Genomic DNA, 16,986 nt, shown 5'->3' with positions numbered 1-16,986 from the left:
GCACATTAAGTCTCCTTGCGCTGGTCCCGTAAGTTGAGGAGTGATTACGACTCCGCATCCAAGTGCCGACAGTTCCCCAGGGCATCTGGTTGGAGCATGCAGCAGTTTTGTACGTTTCCGTCATTCGATCGGGAACGCTCGGCGGTGCTGACGGATCCCGGCCTGGAAATGAAGGAGACACTTCATGATCCGCATTGCTCCCGTGGGGCGGGCGCTGGCCGTCGTGGCTGCCACCAGCCTGGCCCTGACAGCCTGCGGTGGCGGCAGCAACACCGCCACCCAGTCCTCGCCGTCGGCCGCGCAATCCTCGGCGGCCGCGCCTGCCGCGAAGGGCGACGGCACGCTCACCCTCGGAACGCTGCTGCCCCAGACCGGTTCGCTGGCCTTCCTCGGTCCGCCCGAGATCGCGGGCGTCGACCTGGCGCTGAAGGAGATCAACGAGGCCGGGGGTGTGCTGGGCAAGCCCGTCAAGAAGATCGACACGGACTCCGGCGACACGACCACGAACATCGCCTCGCAGTCGGTTGACAAGCTTCTCGCCCAGAGCGCCGACGCGATCATCGGCGCCGCGTCGTCGTCGGTGTCGGAGTCGGTGATCGACAAGATCACCGGCGCGGGTGTGATCCAGTTCTCGCCGGCCAACACCTCCGACAAGTTCACCACGATCGAGGACAAGGGCCTGTACTTCCGCACCTCCCCGCCCGACAAGCTCCAGGGCCGCGTGCTCGGCGACCTGATCGTGGCCGACGGCAACGACACGGTCGGCATCCTGGCCATGCAGGACTCCTACGGCACCGGCCTGGCCGACCAGGTCCAGAAGACCGTCTCCGACGGCGGCGCCGAAGTGGTCGAGCGGGTCGACTACGACCCGAAGGCGGCCGACTTCTCCGCCGACGTCGCCAAGGTCAAGGCCAAGAGCCCCAAGGGCATCGTGCTGATCGGCTTCGACGAGACCGCCAAGGTCGTGCAGGAGCTGGTCAAGCAGGGTCTGACGGCCGACAAGCACAAGTGGTACATGGTCGACGGCAACACCTCCAACACCAACTATGTGAAGATGCCCAAGGGCACGCTCAAGGGCGTCAAGGGCACCATCCCCGGCGCCGCGGCTCCTGAGGACTTCCAGAAGAAGCTGCTCGAGGTGAACCCCGACCTCAAGGACTTCAGCTACGCCCCCGAGTCCTACGACGCGGCGAACCTGATCGCGCTGGCCGCCGAGGCCGCCAAGAGCGACGCCGGCACCGACATCGCCACCAAGCTGGCCGAGGTCAGCAAGGGCGGCACGAAGTGCAAGAACTTCAAGGAGTGCGTCGACCTGCTGAAGGCCGGCACGGACATCGACTACGAGGGCGTCAGCGGCCCGGTCGAGTTCGACAACGCCGGTGACCCGGCCGTGGCCACCATCGGCATCTACCAGTACGGCGACGACAACAAGTACGCCACCAAGGCGCTGGAGTACCGCACCGGCAACATCGCCGGCTGACGACGACGCCTGAAAAGGGCCCGGCCGTCACGGCCGGGCCCTTTTCGTCACGCGCACCCGGCCACGATCTCGTCGGCGGCCACCCGGTACTGCTTGAGCAGCTTCACCTGCCGCTCACGGGGCACGTCGTTCCTGGACAGCCCTGCGGTGGCCGTCTTGACCGCCTCAACGGCCCCGTGGAGCGAGCCGGGCAGCCGGGGGCCGAACTCCAGGGTGATCCCGCGTACTTCCGCGAGACGGCCGATCACGGCGTCCTCGAAGTACTGGCGCTCTTCCTGACCCTTCGGCTCCAGCATCAGGCCCGCGTACCCGATGGCCGAGACCACGCGGGCGCACGGGCTGTCGGTGGGATCGCCGCCGGTGCTGTACTTCCCGGCCGAGGACGCGTTGCCCTGGCAGCCGACGAGCAGGACGGGCAGCATGAGCGCGACTGTCGCCAAACGTTTCACATCGCTCATTAAAAACCGGAGGAGGGGCCCTCAGGGAGCCCCTCCTCCGTATCGTGTCCGCGTTACGCCTTGGCCAGCGTGCCCAGGTAGAGCTCGATGACCTTGGGGTCGTCGGCGAGCTGCCGTCCGGTGCCGGTGTAGGCGTTGCGGCCCTGGTCCAGGACGTAGCCTCGGTGGCAGATCTGCAGGCAGCGCCGCGCGTTCTGCTCAACCATGATCACCGTCACGCCGGCCTTGTTGATCTGCTGGGCCTGGATGAAGACCAGGTCCTGCAGCTTGGGCGACAGGCCCGCAGACGGCTCGTCCAGCAGCAGCACCGACGGCTCGGTCATCAGGGCCCTGGCCATGGCCACCATCTGCCGCTCACCGCCGGACAGCGAGCCGGCGCGCTGCTTGCGCCGCTCCTTCAGCGCGGGGAACAACTCGGTGACGAACTCGAAGCGCTCCTTGAACTTCCCCGGCACCTGGAAGGCGCCCATCTCGAGGTTCTCCTCGATGGTGAGGCTGGGGAAGACGTTGTTGGTCTGCGGCACGTAGCCGACGCCACGCGCGACCAGCGTGTGGGCCTTCATGTTCGTGATGTCCTCACCCTTGAGCAGCACCGTGCCGCTGCGGATGTTGACCAGCCCGAACATGGCCTTGAGCAGCGTCGACTTCCCCGCCCCGTTGGGGCCGATGATGCCGATCAGCTCGCCGTCTTTGACGTAGAGGTCGGAGCCGTTGAGGATGTTGACGCCCGGCAGGTAACCGGCTATCAGCTCGTCGCACCGCAGCACCGCGTCCTCGGCGCCTTCCAGGTGCGCGCTGCGGTCGGTGACGGCCGCCTTCGACTCTGGGCCGGCGTTCACTTCTGCGTCTCCTCCTCGATCTCGGCTTCGAGCGCGGCCTCGGCCTCCTGCAGCTGGGTCTCCAGCTCGGTGTCCGACAGCGGGGCGTCGTGGTGGGCGCCGAGGTAGGCGTCGATCACGCGCTCGTCCGACATGATCGTCCCGGGTGGGCCCTCGGCGATGACCGCGCCCTGGGCCATGACGATCACCCAGTCGCTGATGTCGCGGACCATGTCCATGTCGTGCTCCACGAACAGCACTGTCATGCCCTGCTCGCGCAGGTCCTTGACGTGGCTGAGCAGCGACTGCGTCAGGGCCGGGTTGACGCCGGCCATGGGCTCGTCGAGCATGACCAGCTCGGGCCGGACCATGAGCGCGCGGGCCATCTCCAGCAGCTTGCGCTGGCCGCCGGACAGCGACCCGGCGAAGTCGTCGCGCTTGGCGGCGAGCTTGAAGCGCTCCAGCAGTTCCTCGGCCCGCTCGGTGATCTCGTCCTCCTGGCCGCGCCAGAAGGAGGGCACGAGGGCGTTGAAGAAGTTCTCGCCCCGCTGCTTCTGCGCGCCCAGGCGCATGTTCTCCAGCACCGTCAGGCGCGAGAGCGCCTTGGTGAGCTGGAAGGTGCGCACCATGCCGGCGCGGGCCACCTTGTGGGCGGGAACGCCGTTCATGCCGCGGCCGTTGAACGTCCACGAGCCGGAGTCGGCCGTGTCGAAGCCCGTGAGCTGGTTGAAGAACGTGGTCTTGCCCGCCCCGTTGGGGCCGATGAGCGCGGTGATGGAGCCGCGCTGGACCTCGACGTGGTTGACGTCGACCGCGGTGAGGCCGCCGAAGCGGCGCACCACGTTGTCGGCCACCAGGATCGGGTCGGGCTTGGGCACGCCGGGGTCGCGGGCCAGGTCCTTGAAGGCGGACAGGGCCGCGGCCTTGCGCTCGGTGGTCGTGGATTCAGCGTGCATCGATTGCTATCTCCCTCTTGTCACCGAAGATGCCCTGTGGCCGGAAGACGAGCAACAGGATGAGGCCGAGTCCGACGATGATGTAGCGGAAGGCGCCGACCTGGTTGGTGCTGATGAAGGTGATGTAGCCGGCGGCGACCGCCTCCGACAACACGCCGCTGATGAGCACGAGCAGCACCCAGAAGAGCATCGCGCCGACGACCGGCCCCATCACGCGGGCCGCGCCGCCCAGGATGACCATCGTGTAGAGGTAGAAGGTCGTCTCGGTGCCGAAGACGTCCGGCTGCACCGAGCCGTAGGCCAGGCCGTAGATGAAACCGCCGAGACAGCCGATGACGCCGCCCAGGATGAGCGACTGCATCTTGTAGGAGAAGACGTTCTTGCCGAGGCTGCGCACCGCGTCCTCGTCCTCGCGGATGGCCTTGAGCACGCGGCCCCACGGGCTCTTCATCAGCAGGTAGACGATGCCGCAGCACAGGGCGATGAGCACCCAGCCGACGACCATGACCCACAACACCCGGTGGTTGAAGAACAGCGGGATCGGGCCGAGGTTGAAGCCGTATTCGCCCTCGGGGAAGGGGTTCATGGCGTAGAAGCCGTCGGAGAACCCGCGCCGCCCGTCGGAGCCGCCGAAGACGTCCTTGAAGGCCACCGACCTGAAGACGAGCCGGATGATCTCGGCCACCGCGATGGTGACGATGGCCAGGTAGTCGGCGCGCAGGTGCAGCGTCGGTATGCCCATGAGCAGCGCCAGGACCACCGCGGCCGCCAGGCCGATGATGATGCCCAGCCAGAACGGCAGGCCCAGGACGGTGACGGTGACGGCGAGGCCGTAGCCGGCCACGCCCATGAACGCGGCCTGGCCGAAGTTGAGCAGGCCCGTGTAGCCGAAGTGGATGTTGATGCCGATGGCCGCCAGGCCGTAGAGCACCGTCTCGACACCGATCGCCGACTTGAGCGTGGTGCTGAAGATCGTGATCCAGTCCATTCTGATCCTCCCCCGATCAGCCGATCCGCTCGCGGCGGCCCAGGATGCCCTGCGGCCGGACGAGGAGCACGATGATGAGCACTGCCAGCGCGCCGACGCTCTTCAGCTCCGGCGGCACCCACAGCGTCGAGAGCTGGATGAACATGCCCACGATGAGCGAGCCGACGAGCGCGCCGAACGCGGTGCCGAGCCCGCCGAGCGTCACGCCGGCGAAGATGAGCAGCAGGATCTCCTGGCCCATGGTGTATTTGATGTTCTGCGACAGGCCCAGCATGATGCCCGCGAGCGCGGCGATGGCGCCGCCCGAGGTCCAGATGATCCGGATGACGCGGTCGACGTTGATGCCCGAGGAGGCAGCCAGCGCGGGGTTGTCGGCGACGGCGCGGGCCGCCTTGCCGGTGCGGGTGCGCATCAGCGCGATGCCGACGACGATCAGGACGGCCAGTTCGATGCCCATGGCGGCGAAGTTCTTCGGCGCGGCGGTGATCGGGCCGACCTGGATGCCGGGCTGCGCGGTGTACTGCGCGTACGGCTCGCTCTCGCCGCCGAAGAGGATCAGGAAGACGTAGCGCATGAAGAGCGCCACGCCGATCGAGATGATCATCATGGCGATGGTGCCGGTGCCGCGTCTGCGCAACTGGCCCCAGAACAGGCGGTCCTGGGCGTAGCCGAGGCCGCCCGCCACGATCACGGCGATCACCACCGCGGGGATGAGGTGCAACCCGAAGCCCACGTTGACCGCGTAGGCGAGCAGCGCGCCCAGTGTGACGAGCTCGCCGTGGGCGAAGTTGGTCAGGCCGGTGGTGCCGTAGATGAGCGACAGGCCGAGCGCGGCCAGGGCGATGATCAGCCCCAGGTTCAGGCCCTCGAACGCGAGCTGCGCCGCCTGGGTCCAGAACGAGCTCTCGCCGCCGCCCTCCTCCTGCTGCGGCTGGCCAGGGGCGCCCTTGGCCTGCAGCGCGAACAGGACCGTCGAGCAGTTGCCCTCGTAGACGGTCGGCGTGCGGACATTGTTGCCACCGCGCACCTCGGCATTCTGCGGAAGCGAACTGACGTCCAGGGTGACCTTGTATTTCCCTGTCTTGTCAACCTGGACGTCCCACGCACCTTGTGCGTCGCTTGTGGCCTCCTTGACGGGTTGTCCGCTCTCGGTGGTCACGGCGATCTTGGCGCCGTTCACTGGCTGGCCTTGGAGTTTGAGTGTTCCCCTCAGTCCCTGGCAGTCGGCCGGGCCCGCATGGGCCGGACCGGCGAGCAGGAAGATGAGTCCACCCAGGAAGGCCGTGAACGCGATCACGGCTCTGCGCAATGGTGCTCCCTCAAGTAGGTCAAGGCGGGGTTGTGCCCCTCCATCTCGACACGCGCGCATCGCAGGCACAACTGGGATGCTGTTGCGGGAGCTTATTCGGGAGACGCCCGGTTCACTATCGTTCGTCACCAATTAGTGACATGTGTGTGTCACTCATGTGAGGAATCAACGAGCCAGGTCAGGGGCTAAATGATGGTAGACGCCTGGCATGTGCGCGAATCGAATCAGTAACAATGTCGGAAAAACGCGGACGAGCCCGCGGGGCGGCCTTTGGGACCATGAAAGGCTTCCCCGGCCTCACACGTTTTCTACTGGGCCTCCCCGCGGGCTCGCGGTCGGACAACCGTAGCGACCCATGGGGCCCTCGCGCAAAGGGCGGCGTGAGGGACGTGAGAGTCAGCGCTCGCGCAACATACAGGTGAGGCGCGAGGTGCACACGCGTCGTCCCTGCTCGTCGGCGATCTCGATCTCGTACGTCGCCAGCGTCCTGCCGCCGTGCACCCTGGTCGCCACGCCGGTGACGAAACCGGAGGACGCGGAACGGTGGTGGGTGGCGTTGAGCTCGATGCCCACGGCGAGGCGCTCGGGGCCCGCGTGAATGGCCGCCCCCACCGAGCCGAGCGTCTCGGCCAGCACCGCCGACGCGCCGCCGTGCAGCAGGCCGTACGGCTGCGTGTTGCCCTCCACCGGCATCCTGCCCACGACCCGCTCGGGGCCGGCCTCGAGGAATTCGATGCCCATCCGATCGGCGAGCGTGCCCTCGTGCATGCCGCTGAGTATCGTGAGATCCAAGGGGTCGGTCTGCGTCAAAGGGACGCCTCCACTCTTCCGAGCTCAGGTTTTCTGTCGTAGAGGCAGACTAGGCTGCGTACGTGCCGAAGAGTGAAGTGACCCCCAGCCGCCCGTGCCTGTTGCTGCTTGACGGGCATTCCCTGGCCTATCGCGCGTTCTACGCGCTCAAGGACGCCAACCTGATGACCACCGACGGTCAGCACACCGAGGCGGTCTACGGGTTCACCTCCATGTTGACCAACGTCCTGCGCGATGAGCGGCCGACCCACGTGGCGGTGGCCTTCGACAGGTCCGAGCCGACCTTCCGCCACGAGGCCTACTCCGACTACAAGGCCAACAGGAGCGAGACGCCGGAAGACTTCCGCGGCCAGATGCAGCTCATCTTCGAGCTGCTCGACACGCTGCGCATCCCGCGCCTGTCCAAGGCCGGCTTCGAGGCCGACGACCTCATCGCCACCCTCGCCACCCGGGCCTCGGCCGAGGGCATGAGCGTCCTGATCGTCACCGGCGACCGCGACGCGCTGCAGCTCGTCAACGACGACGTCACCGTCCTGATGACACGGCGCGGCATCAGCGACATGACCCGCTTCACGCCCGAGGCCGTCGAGGAGAAGTACGGCCTCACCCCGGCGCAGTACCCCGACTTCGCCGCCCTGCGCGGCGACCCCAGCGACAACCTCCTGAGCATCCCCAGCGTCGGCGAGAAGACCGCCGCCAAGTGGGTGCGCGAGTTCGGCTCGCTGACCGCGCTCGTCGACCGGGTCGACGAGGTCAAGGGCAAGGTCGGCGACAAGCTGCGCGAGCACGTCGCCCAGGTGCTGATGAACCGCCGGCTCACCGAACTGCTGCGCGACGTCTCCGTCGAGGTCGAGCTCGGCGACCTGCACCAGGGCACGTGGGACCGCGAAGAGATCAACAAGCTGTTCGACAGCCTGCAGATCCGCGGCGAGCTGCGCGAGCGCGTGTTCAAGGTGCTCGGCACCGGCGAGGAGGAGCCCGAGCAGGGCTTCGAGGTCGAGACCGTGATCCTCGGCCCCGGCCGGGTCGCCGGCTGGCTGTCCGCGCTGCCCGAGGGCCGCGCCGGGCTCGCCTTCAAGGGCTCCTACGGCAGCGGCACCGGGCGCGTCGACAGCATCGCCATCGCCTCGCCCGACGGCACCGCCGCCCACATCGACCCCGTCAAGCTCACCGAGGGCGACGAGGCGGCCCTGCGGGCCTGGCTCGGCGACGACACCAAGCCCAAGGCCGTCCACGACGCCAAGGGGTCCATCCTGGCCCTGTGGGCGCAGGGCATGGAGCTGCGCGGGCTGAGCTGCGACACCGCCCTGGCCGCCTACCTGGCGATGCCGGGCCAGCGCACGTTCGCCCTGGAAGACCTGGCCAGGCGCTACCTCCACCGCGACCTGCGCGCCGAGGAGGAGTCCAACGGGCAGGCCGCGCTGTTCGGCGACGACGAGGACGCCCCGGCCAAGGACCTCGCGCTGCGCGCCCACGCCGTGCGCGAGCTGGCCGAATCGCTTGAGCGCTTCCTGGCGGGGCGCGGCGGCACCCAGCTTCTGGCCGACGTGGAGCTGCCGCTGCTGTCGGTGCTGGCCGAGATGGAACGGGCGGGCATCGCCGTCGACAGCGAATACTTCGCGGGCCTGGAGGCCGAGTTCGGGGCCGCCGTCAAGCACGCCGTGGAGGAGGCCCACCGCTCGGTGGGCGAGCAGTTCAACCTCGGCTCGCCCAAGCAGCTCCAGGAGATCCTCTTCACCCGGCTCAACCTCCCCAAGACGAAGAAGATCAAGACCGGCTACAGCACCGACGCCGACCAGCTCGCCTGGCTCGCCACCCAGACCGAGCACGAACTGCCGACGATCATGCTGCGCCACCGCGACCAGCAGAAGCTGCGCACCACGGTCGAGGGCCTGATCAAGGAGGTCGGCGACGACCGGCGCATCCACACCACCTTCAACCAGATCATCGCCGCCACCGGCCGCCTGTCGTCGGAGAAGCCCAACCTGCAGAACATCCCGATCCGCACCGCGGAGGGCCGCCGCATCCGGCAGGGCTTCGTGGTCGGCGAGGGCTACGAGACGCTGCTGACGGCCGACTACAGCCAGATCGAGCTGCGCATCATGGCCCACCTGTCGGGCGACGAGTCGCTGATCGAGGCCTTCGAGTCCGGCCACGACTTCCACCAGGCCACCGCCGCGCGCGTGTTCGACCTGCCGCCCGAGCAGATCGACGGCGAGCTGCGCGCCCGCATCAAGGCGATGAACTACGGCCTGGCCTACGGGCTGTCCGACTTCGGCCTGTCCGGCCAGCTCAACATCCCGGTCGCCGAGGCCCGCGCGCTGAAGGAGGAGTACTTCCAGGAGTTCGGCGGCGTGCGCGACTTCCTGCACGCCATCGTCGCCCAGGCCCGCGCCGACGGCTACACCGAGACGATCATGGGCCGCCGCCGCTACCTGCCCGACCTCACCAGCGACAACCGCCAGCGCCGCGAGATGGCCGAGCGGATGGCGCTCAACGCCCCCATCCAGGGCTCGGCCGCCGACATCATCAAGGTCGCCATGCTCAACGTCCACCGGGCCATCCGCGAGGAGGGGCTGGTCTCCCGGATGCTGCTGCAGGTCCACGACGAGCTGGTGTTCGAGGTGGCCACAGGCGAGCTGGAACGGCTCACCAGACTCGTGCGCGACCAGATGAACGCCGCCTATCACCTGAGGGTCCCGCTGGAGGTTTCCGTGGGCGTCGGACGCACGTGGGAGGACGCCGGCCACTGAGCGAATCCCGGCGATTCTGCACTAGTCTGGGCCTACCTTCACCGATCGGCCGGGAGTTCTGTGCGGTTATCAGCGTCCCTCACGCGGATCATCGCCATCGCGAACGTGGTGGTGGTAACCGTTGCCATCATCGGGCTGGCCCTCATGCCGTCCGAGGCGGGCCCGCACACCCGCCAGGCCGCTCCTGAGGCGGTCGCCACGGTCCAGGGCGGCTCCCCGCCGCCGTCCCCCGACCCGGTGGGCGAACCGCCCGGGGTGGTGGCCACGCCCGAGTTCGCCCGGCAGGTGCGGGCCAACGAGGCGGGGCTGGTGCCGATCATCATGTACCACCGCATCATCCCCAAGCGGCTGGCCTCCATCGACCGCACTCCCGACCAGCTCAGGCGAGAGCTGGAGAAGCTGGCCGAACAGGGCTACGTGCCGATCACCGCCAGAGAGTTCGCCATCGGCGACATCCGGGTGCCCGCCGGCAAGTACCCCGTCGTGCTGACGTTCGACGACGGGCATCCGAGCCACTTCGCGCTGGACGAGAGCGGCAACCCCAAGCCCGGCACCGCCGTGGCCGTCATCCAGCAGGTGGCCGTGAAGTACCCGGCGTTCCGGCCGGTGGCCACCTTCTGGGTCAACAGGGAGCCGTTCGGGCTGACAGAGCCCGAAGGGCAGGCGGCCGCCGTGCGCTGGCTGGTCGATCATGGCTACGAGGTGGCCAACCACACCTGGACCCATCCCAACCTGCGCTGGATGAAACGCAAGAAGGTCAGCGAGCAGATCGTCAGGATCGAGCGGCTGCTCAAGAAGCTCGGCGTGCCCGAGTCCAGGACGATGGCGCTGCCGTTCGGGTCCATGCCGCGCGTCAAGAAATCGGCGAGGACCGGCTCGTGGGACGGGAAGCGTTATGATTTCGCGGGCGTGTTCCTCGCGGGCGCCGAGCCGTCGCTTTCGCCCTACGCGAAAAAATTTGACCGAGGGGCGATCCAGCGGATCCAGAGCAACGGGAAGAAGGGCGAGTGCCGCAAATGGTGCTCGCAATATTGGCTGGAGTGGCTGGACAAGCACCCTGGAGAGCGCTTCGTCAGCGACGGCGACCCTGACCGGATCTCCATACCGGAGAAACTACGGGGTAATATCGTCGCCAAGCGCGGGCTCCAGGTCGTCGCGTATTGACATCCCCCCGGATTGACCCCGTGGCGTTGGTCTCATATGCTGATCGCTGCGCTGTGGGCTCGCGCGCGCCTCAGACGGAGCGGGCTCGCGCTCGGTCACGTCGATGTCGTAATTCCTCGGCTTGATGCGGAAGAGGGCCTGCCGCGCGTCCGCCACATCGACATCCTGTCCGCGTTCGGAGCAATTCCACACATGACGTCCAGCACTGAGGCCACCTCGAGCACCCCGCAGGTAGCGGTCAACGACATCGGGTCCGAGGAAGCCTTCCTCGCGGCGATCGACGAGACCATCAAGTACTTCAACGACGGCGACATCGTCGAGGGCACCGTCGTCAAGGTCGATCGAGACGAGGTTCTTCTCGATATCGGCTACAAGACCGAGGGTGTCATCCCCTCGCGTGAGCTTTCGATCAAGCACGATGTCGACCCGGCTGACGTCGTGGAAGTCGGAGAGCACGTCGAAGCCCTGGTCCTCCAGAAGGAGGACAAAGAGGGCCGCCTGATCCTGTCCAAGAAGCGCGCCCAGTACGAGCGCGCCTGGGGCACGATCGAGAAGATCAAGGACGAAGACGGCATCGTCACGGGTACCGTCATCGAGGTCGTCAAGGGTGGTCTCATCCTCGACATCGGCCTGCGCGGCTTCCTCCCGGCGTCCCTGGTCGAGATGCGCCGTGTCCGCGACCTGCAGCCGTACGTCGGCCGCGAGCTCGAGGCGAAGATCATAGAGCTCGACAAGAACCGCAACAACGTGGTCCTGTCGCGCCGCGCCTGGCTCGAGCAGACGCAGTCGGAGGTCCGCCAGACCTTCCTCAACACCCTCCAGAAGGGTCAGGTCCGCAAGGGCGTCGTCTCCTCGATCGTCAACTTCGGCGCGTTCGTGGACCTCGGCGGCGTCGACGGCCTGGTCCACGTGTCCGAGCTGTCCTGGAAGCACATCGACCACCCCTCCGAGGTTGTCGAGGTCGGCCAGGAGGTCACGGTCGAGGTCCTCGACGTCGACATGGAGCGCGAGCGCGTCTCCCTGTCGCTCAAGGCCACCCAGGAAGACCCGTGGCAGCAGTTCGCCCGCACCCACCAGATCGGCCAGGTCGTGCCGGGCCGCGTCACCAAGCTGGTGCCGTTCGGCGCGTTCGTCCGGGTCGAGGAGGGCATCGAGGGCCTGGTCCACATCTCCGAGCTGGCCGAGCGCCACGTGGAGATCCCGGAGCAGGTCGTCCAGGTCGGCGACGAGATCTTTGTCAAGATCATTGACATCGACCTCGACCGTCGTCGCATCAGCCTCTCGCTGAAGCAGGCCAACGAGGGCGTGGGCACCGAGGTCGAGTTCGACCCGACGCTCTACGGCATGGCGGCCACCTACGACGACCAGGGCAACTACATCTACCCCGAGGGCTTCGACTCGGAGACCGGGGAGTGGCTCGAGGGCTTCGACAAGCAGCGCGAGGAGTGGGAGCGGCAGTACGCCGAGGCTCAGACCCGCTTCGAGGCGCACCGCAAGCAGATCGAGGAGGCCCGCAAGGCCGAGGCCGAGGCGGGCGAGGCGGCTCCCTCGTCCTACAGCGGCGAGACGCAGGCCCCCCAGGGCGGCTCCTCGTCGTCGGCTCCGGCCAGCGGCGCGCTCGCCTCTGACGAGGCGCTCGCGGCTCTGCGCGAGAAGCTCGCCGGCGGGCAGAGCTGAGGCTCCGCTTGAAGGCATAGCCTGCTGAAAGGCCCCGCACGGTTCGCCGTGCGGGGCCTTTCAGCGTCCCTGGGCATAGGCCACCTTTTCCGGATGATTCGCTGACGGGGCCGGAGATTTTACCTTGGGTCCTCGCAACCGCCCGGCCCTGCGGGTATCGCGCTGACAGACTGACCTGCGCTGTTGACACCTACTCCCCGGGGGCGATCGCAGTGGGCACGGTTCGGCGGACGCTTCAAATGACGACGGCTGCCCTGGCGGCCGTCGTGGTGACCGCACCGGTGGTGATGGCGGGCGAGGTCGCAGGGGCCTCCGCGGTGCCGGGGGATCGGCCGCAGCGGGTGCTCGCCTGGCGCGACTGTGGCGACGGGCTGCGCTGCGCGAAGCTGTCCGTGCCGGTCGACTGGGCCAGGCCGCGCGCAGGCCGTACCGAGATCGACCTCGCGCTGATGCCCGCCCAGAACCCCGGCCAAAACCTGGGGCCCCTGGTTGTGAACACCGGGCACGGGCCGACCATCCAGGCCGTCCGGGCCCGGCCCGACACCGTGAGCGAGCTGACCAGGTGGTTCGACGTGGTGCTGATCGAGCCGCGCGGGCTCGGCGACCGGGGGAGCGAAGCGGCGGTGCGCTGCTCCGTCCCGCCGCCCGACGCGCTGCGCCTCCAGCTCACCCCGGGACGCGACGCCTGGCGCGCCTACGCCCGCGACAACGCCGCCTACGCCAGGAGCTGCCGCATCGCCGCGGGACCCCGCCACGCCGGGCTCACGTCCTGGCAGGTCGCCCACGACCTCGACGCCCTGCGCATCGCCCTGGGGGACAAGCGGCTGCGGTACTTCGGCAACGCCTATGGGGCCGTGTACGGACAGGCGTACCTGGAGCTGTTCCCACGCCGGGTCGAACGGATGTACCTGGAAGGCGTGCCCGACCACACCCAGACCAGCCTCGGCCGACGCATGATCGCCCAGGCCAGGGCGGTGGAACGGCAGCTCTACGCCTTCCGCGACTGGTGCAGGGGCCTCATGGGGTGCGCGCTGGACGGCGGTGACGCGGTATCCGTCCTCGACGACCTGCTCGAACGGGCGCCCCTGCCCGCAGCTCCCGGCCGCACCGTGGACGCCAGGCGGCTCGTGGCCGCCGTCATCGCCGGGCTGGCCCCGCAGCGCTGGCCGGAGCTGGTCCGGGCCATGTCGGCGGCCTGGGAGGGCGACGCGAGCGCGCTGGCCGCGCTGGCCGCCGCAGCCGAGCCGCTCGCCCCCGCGACGGCGAGCAGATCCATGCTCTGCCACGACTTCATGCCCGAACTGCCGGGCTACCGGCGCTTCCTGGCGATGGAGGCGAGGCTGCGCGCGCTGGCGCCCCGGGTGGGCTGGCTGACCGGCCGCTACGAGATCGCCCGCTGCCTGGGGGTGGTACGGGGGCAGGGCGGCCCGAGCTGGCCTCCGGGGCCGCTGCGCACGTCAGTCCGGCGGCCGGTCCTGATCGGGATCGGGCGCCTCGACATCCAATCCCCGGTTTCGGGAGCCGCCAAGGTCGCCGCGCTGATCCCCAGGGCGGCGGTGTTGCGGCACGGCGACGGGCACGGCGCGTACCTGCTCCAGGGTGCGAAGCGGCTGCGGGCGACCTGCCTGCGTACGCGCGTGCACGGCTACCTCGTCAACGGCGCCCTGCCGGAGAAGGGCACAAGCTGCCCGAGCGAACTGACGACGGACATGGCCCCGTGACACCAAGGCGGTGCGCACGAGACGAGAGGGGGTGCGGGCGTGACGCCGAGCGTGGAGTGAACTGTGGGCGCTGTTGTCCGGGCTTGCGGGCACTAGAGTGCTGCGGGTGGTGATCGAACGGGCGGTGGCGGCGGACGCGGGTGAGATCCTCACCCTGCAGCGGGCGGCGTACCTGAGCGAGGCTCAGCTCTACGGCGACCCCTACATCCCGCCGCTCGTCGAGTCCCTGGAGCAGATCCGCAAGGTCATCGAGACCGCCGTCGTGCTCAAGACCCTGGACGGAGGCCGGATCGTCGGGGCGGTACGCGGCCAGTTGTCCGGCACGACCTGCCTGGTCGGCCGCCTCGTCGTCGTGCCCGACAAGCAGGGCCAAGGGCTCGGCACGGCGCTGCTGCGCGCCCTGCACGAGGCCGTGCCGGAGGCGACGGCGTTCGACCTGTTCACGGGCCACCTGTCAGGGCCCAACCTCACGCTCTACCGCCGCCTGGGCTATCGGGAGACGAGCCGCGAGCGGATGGACGATCATCTGACGCTGGTGCATCTGCGCAGGTTGCCCGATCGATCCCCTCCCCAGTGATCATGGCGCGGGCCGTCCATGTCGTCGACGGCATGCCTCGATGATGACCACGTATGTCCTGATGGTGGATAGGCTTTTGCGGGTGCTGATGATTGGGCTCACCGGGGGCATCGGATCCGGCAAGAGCGAGGTGTCCAGGCGGCTCGCGGCCAAGGGCGCCGTGGTGATCGACGCCGACAAGATCGCGCGTGAGGTGGTCGAGCCGGGCACGGTTGGCCTGGCGCGGGTGACGGCCGTGTTCGGGGACGGGGTGCTCAGGGCCGACGGCTCGCTCGACAGGGAGAAACTCGGTTCGGTCGTCTTCGCCGACAGCGAGAAGCTGGCGGCGCTGAACGCGATCGTCCATCCGCTGGTGGGGGAGCGGGTGGCGGAGCTGCGTTCGCAGGCGGCCGACGACGCGATCGTGGTCTACGACGTGCCGCTGCTGGCGGAGAACAATCTGGCCTCGATGTACGACGCCGTCATCGTCGTGGACGCGGCCGACGAGGTCCGCATCAGACGGCTGGCCGAGCACCGGGGCATGGCAGAGTCCGACGCCAAGGCCCGCATCGCCGCGCAGGCCAGCAGGGAGGACCGCCTGGCGGTGGCCGACATCGTGGTGCCCAACGAGGGCTCGCTCGACGAATTGGACGAACGGGTGGCCGAGGTCTGGGACGACCTCCTCAGCCGGTCCGCACGAGGCTGAGATCAGGCGGCCCTCGCAGAGCGGGGTGGGCCGTCTCGTGAGGCTGGGGTGGGGGGGTTCGCGCGAGGGGCGAGTCGGGCGGTTCGTACGAGGACGGCGTCGGGTGATCTGTGTGGGTGGGTCGTTGACGAGATGACCTTCGTCGATGACGATCTGAAAAGGTCGTACGAAAACCCGCTGAAAGGACCGCCGATGCCGCGTTTATCGACCTGGTGCGCCGCCGTGGCCGTCGCCCTGAGCGTGGTCGTGGGGGCCGTCCCGGCCTCGGCCGCGCCCACGCCGTCATTCCGCAACCCGGTGAACCCGAGCGCCGACCCCAGCCTCATGTACCACGCCGGCAACTACTACGTGGCCACCACGCGCGGCGACCGCATCGGCATCTGGAAGTCGCCCAGTCTGGCGACCCTGCTGGCCGCGCAGGAGCAGGTGGTCTGGCGTGACAGCGACTCCAGCCGCAACACCCAGATGTGGGCGCCCGCCTTCCGCCACGTCGGATCGCGCTGGTACATCTACTACACGGCCTCCGACGGGGTGGACGCCAACCACCGCATGTACGTGCTCGAATCGGCGGGCGACGACCCGATGGGCCCGTACGCGTTCAAGGCCAAGATCGCAGACTTCGGCGAGTACGCCATCGACGGTGAGCCGATCACCCACAACGGCCAGTCGTACTTCGTCTGGAGCGGCCCTGGACGCGGCATGGGCGGCCCCGCGCAGCTCTACATCGCCCGCATGAGCGACCCGTGGACGGTCACCGGCGGCCGGGTCGCCATCCCGGCGAACGGCGGCTGCACCGAGGTGCGCGAGGGGCCGACCCCGCTCTACCGCAACGGCCGGACGTTCCTGACCTACTCCAGCTGCGACACGGGCAAGCCCGACTACCAGCTCTGGATGAAGAGCATCGCGAACGGCGCCGACCCCATGGTGGCGGCCAACTGGACGCAGCACGCGGGGCCGGTGTTCGCGCGCAACGACGCCACCGGCGTGTGGGGCCCAGGGCACCACTCGTTCTTCCGCTCGCCGGACGGCACCGAGGACTGGATCGCCTACCACGGCAAGAACACCAGCGTGAACACCTACAGCTTCCGCACCACCCGCGTCCAGAAGTTCACCTGGAACGCCGACGGCACCCCGAACTTCGGCCGGCCCCTGGCCGCCGGGGCCACCCAGCAACTCCCGTCCGGCGACCCGGGCGCGGCCACGTCGGTGTTCGACGACTTCAGCCCGGAGGTCGCCTACACCGGCACGTGGCAGTCCGGCTCCGGTTGCGGCAACCAGTGTTTCTGGGGCAACGACCACTGGAGCGGACAGGCGGGGGCGACGGCCACGATCCGCTTCACGGGCACGCGGGTCGCCCTGCTGAGCGTGCGCGACCGGGGCAACGGCATCGCGGCCATCTCCATCGACGGCGGGCCCGAGCAGCGCGTCGACTACTACAGCGACATCAGGGTCGGCGAGCAGCTCAACTACCTCAGCCCGGTCCTGCCGCCGGGGGAGCACACGCTGCGGGTGCGCGTGACCGGCGAGCGCAACCCGGCGTCGGGGAGCACGGTGATCAGCATGGACCGCATCGAGGTGTACGGCTGAGGG

General features: G+C 68.6%; 14 protein-coding genes. 8 read left to right on the top strand and 6 right to left on the bottom strand.

Annotated features, from left to right (window positions below; translation table 11 throughout):
- Positions 1-184 precede the first annotated feature (184 nt).
- Positions 185-1,480: an ABC transporter substrate-binding protein gene (locus ACFOY2_RS09705; RefSeq protein WP_379527619.1), complete on the top strand. Its 1,296-nt coding sequence runs from the start codon at positions 185-187 to the stop codon at positions 1,478-1,480.
- A gap of 47 nt (positions 1,481-1,527) precedes the next feature.
- Here the strand turns inward: ACFOY2_RS09705 and ACFOY2_RS09700 are convergent, their stop codons facing one another.
- The 6 genes from ACFOY2_RS09700 to ACFOY2_RS09675 all read right to left on the bottom strand — a co-directional run bounded on the left by ACFOY2_RS09700 (position 1,528) and on the right by ACFOY2_RS09675 (position 6,777).
- A complete protein-coding gene (locus tag ACFOY2_RS09700) occupies positions 1,528-1,929 on the bottom strand; it encodes a hypothetical protein (protein ID WP_379527618.1) in 402 nt (133 codons plus the stop codon).
- Positions 1,930-1,991: 62 nt separating this feature from the next.
- Positions 1,992-2,777 (bottom strand): ABC transporter ATP-binding protein, encoded by a 786-nt coding sequence (locus ACFOY2_RS09695; protein ID WP_379527617.1) that lies wholly within the window; start codon positions 2,775-2,777, stop codon positions 1,992-1,994.
- Entirely contained in the window at positions 2,774-3,712 is a 939-nt protein-coding gene (locus tag ACFOY2_RS09690) for an ABC transporter ATP-binding protein (protein ID WP_379527616.1), read from the bottom strand. The genes ACFOY2_RS09695 and ACFOY2_RS09690 overlap by 4 nt, the downstream gene beginning before the upstream one ends.
- Positions 3,702-4,700: a branched-chain amino acid ABC transporter permease gene (locus ACFOY2_RS09685; RefSeq protein ID WP_379527615.1), complete on the bottom strand. Its 999-nt coding sequence runs from the start codon at positions 4,698-4,700 to the stop codon at positions 3,702-3,704. The genes ACFOY2_RS09690 and ACFOY2_RS09685 overlap by 11 nt, the downstream gene beginning before the upstream one ends.
- A 16-nt stretch (positions 4,701-4,716) precedes the next feature.
- Positions 4,717-6,009 carry a branched-chain amino acid ABC transporter permease gene (locus tag ACFOY2_RS09680; RefSeq protein ID WP_379527614.1) on the bottom strand — a complete coding sequence of 431 codons (1,293 nt, stop codon included), beginning with the start codon at positions 6,007-6,009 and terminating at the stop codon, positions 4,717-4,719.
- Positions 6,010-6,405: 396 nt separating this feature from the next.
- Positions 6,406-6,777 carry a PaaI family thioesterase gene (locus ACFOY2_RS09675; protein ID WP_379527882.1) on the bottom strand — a complete coding sequence of 124 codons (372 nt, stop codon included), beginning with the start codon at positions 6,775-6,777 and terminating at the stop codon, positions 6,406-6,408.
- Positions 6,778-6,881: 104 nt separating this feature from the next.
- On the opposite strand from ACFOY2_RS09675, the gene polA reads away from it, so the two are divergent.
- The 7 genes from polA to ACFOY2_RS09640 all read left to right on the top strand — a co-directional run bounded on the left by polA (position 6,882) and on the right by ACFOY2_RS09640 (position 16,983).
- On the top strand, positions 6,882-9,572 hold the full coding sequence (gene polA, locus ACFOY2_RS09670; RefSeq protein ID WP_379527613.1) for a DNA polymerase I: 2,691 nt from the start codon (positions 6,882-6,884) through the stop codon (positions 9,570-9,572).
- A gap of 60 nt (positions 9,573-9,632) precedes the next feature.
- Positions 9,633-10,736, top strand: a complete 1,104-nt coding sequence (locus ACFOY2_RS09665; RefSeq protein ID WP_379527612.1) for a polysaccharide deacetylase family protein — start codon at positions 9,633-9,635, stop codon at positions 10,734-10,736.
- A gap of 192 nt (positions 10,737-10,928) precedes the next feature.
- Positions 10,929-12,413, top strand: a complete 1,485-nt coding sequence (gene rpsA, locus ACFOY2_RS09660; protein WP_357806327.1) for a 30S ribosomal protein S1 — start codon at positions 10,929-10,931, stop codon at positions 12,411-12,413.
- Between the two features lie 239 nt (positions 12,414-12,652).
- A complete protein-coding gene (locus ACFOY2_RS09655) occupies positions 12,653-14,134 on the top strand; it encodes an alpha/beta hydrolase (protein ID WP_379527611.1) in 1,482 nt (493 codons plus the stop codon).
- A gap of 109 nt (positions 14,135-14,243) precedes the next feature.
- Positions 14,244-14,711, top strand: coding sequence for a GNAT family N-acetyltransferase (locus tag ACFOY2_RS09650; RefSeq protein WP_379527881.1), 468 nt, complete (start codon positions 14,244-14,246; stop codon positions 14,709-14,711).
- An 82-nt stretch (positions 14,712-14,793) separates the two neighbouring features.
- Positions 14,794-15,396 carry a dephospho-CoA kinase gene (gene coaE / locus ACFOY2_RS09645; RefSeq protein WP_379527610.1) on the top strand — a complete coding sequence of 201 codons (603 nt, stop codon included), beginning with the start codon at positions 14,794-14,796 and terminating at the stop codon, positions 15,394-15,396.
- Positions 15,397-15,588: 192 nt separating this feature from the next.
- Complete coding sequence (locus ACFOY2_RS09640) at positions 15,589-16,983, top strand: family 43 glycosylhydrolase (RefSeq protein ID WP_379527609.1); 1,395 nt, start codon at positions 15,589-15,591, stop codon at positions 16,981-16,983.
- Positions 16,984-16,986: the final 3 nt, after the last annotated feature.

Origin of the sequence: Nonomuraea purpurea (genome assembly GCF_042650645.1) — a bacterium.
GTDB classification, from domain to species: Bacteria; Actinomycetota; Actinomycetes; order Streptosporangiales; family Streptosporangiaceae; genus Nonomuraea; species Nonomuraea purpurea.
The sequence above is the reverse complement of the archived record's forward strand: the minus strand, read 5'-3'. Positions and strand labels throughout refer to the sequence as shown.

Bases quoted from the DNA above. Each gene is read 5' to 3' on its own strand.
- ACFOY2_RS09675 (WP_379527882.1), bottom strand. From the start codon at position 6,777: ATGCACGAGGGCACGCTCGCCGATCGGATGGGCATCGAATTCCTCGAG.
- ACFOY2_RS09640 (WP_379527609.1), top strand. From the start codon at position 15,589: ATGCCGCGTTTATCGACCTGGTGCGCCGCCGTGGCCGTCGCCCTGAGC.
- ACFOY2_RS09685 (WP_379527615.1), bottom strand. From the start codon at position 4,700: ATGGACTGGATCACGATCTTCAGCACCACGCTCAAGTCGGCGATCGGT.
- rpsA (WP_357806327.1), top strand. From the start codon at position 10,929: ATGACGTCCAGCACTGAGGCCACCTCGAGCACCCCGCAGGTAGCGGTC.
- ACFOY2_RS09690 (WP_379527616.1), bottom strand. From the start codon at position 3,712: ATGCACGCTGAATCCACGACCACCGAGCGCAAGGCCGCGGCCCTGTCC.
- ACFOY2_RS09705 (WP_379527619.1), top strand. From the start codon at position 185: ATGATCCGCATTGCTCCCGTGGGGCGGGCGCTGGCCGTCGTGGCTGCC.
- ACFOY2_RS09655 (WP_379527611.1), top strand. From the start codon at position 12,653: ATGACGACGGCTGCCCTGGCGGCCGTCGTGGTGACCGCACCGGTGGTG.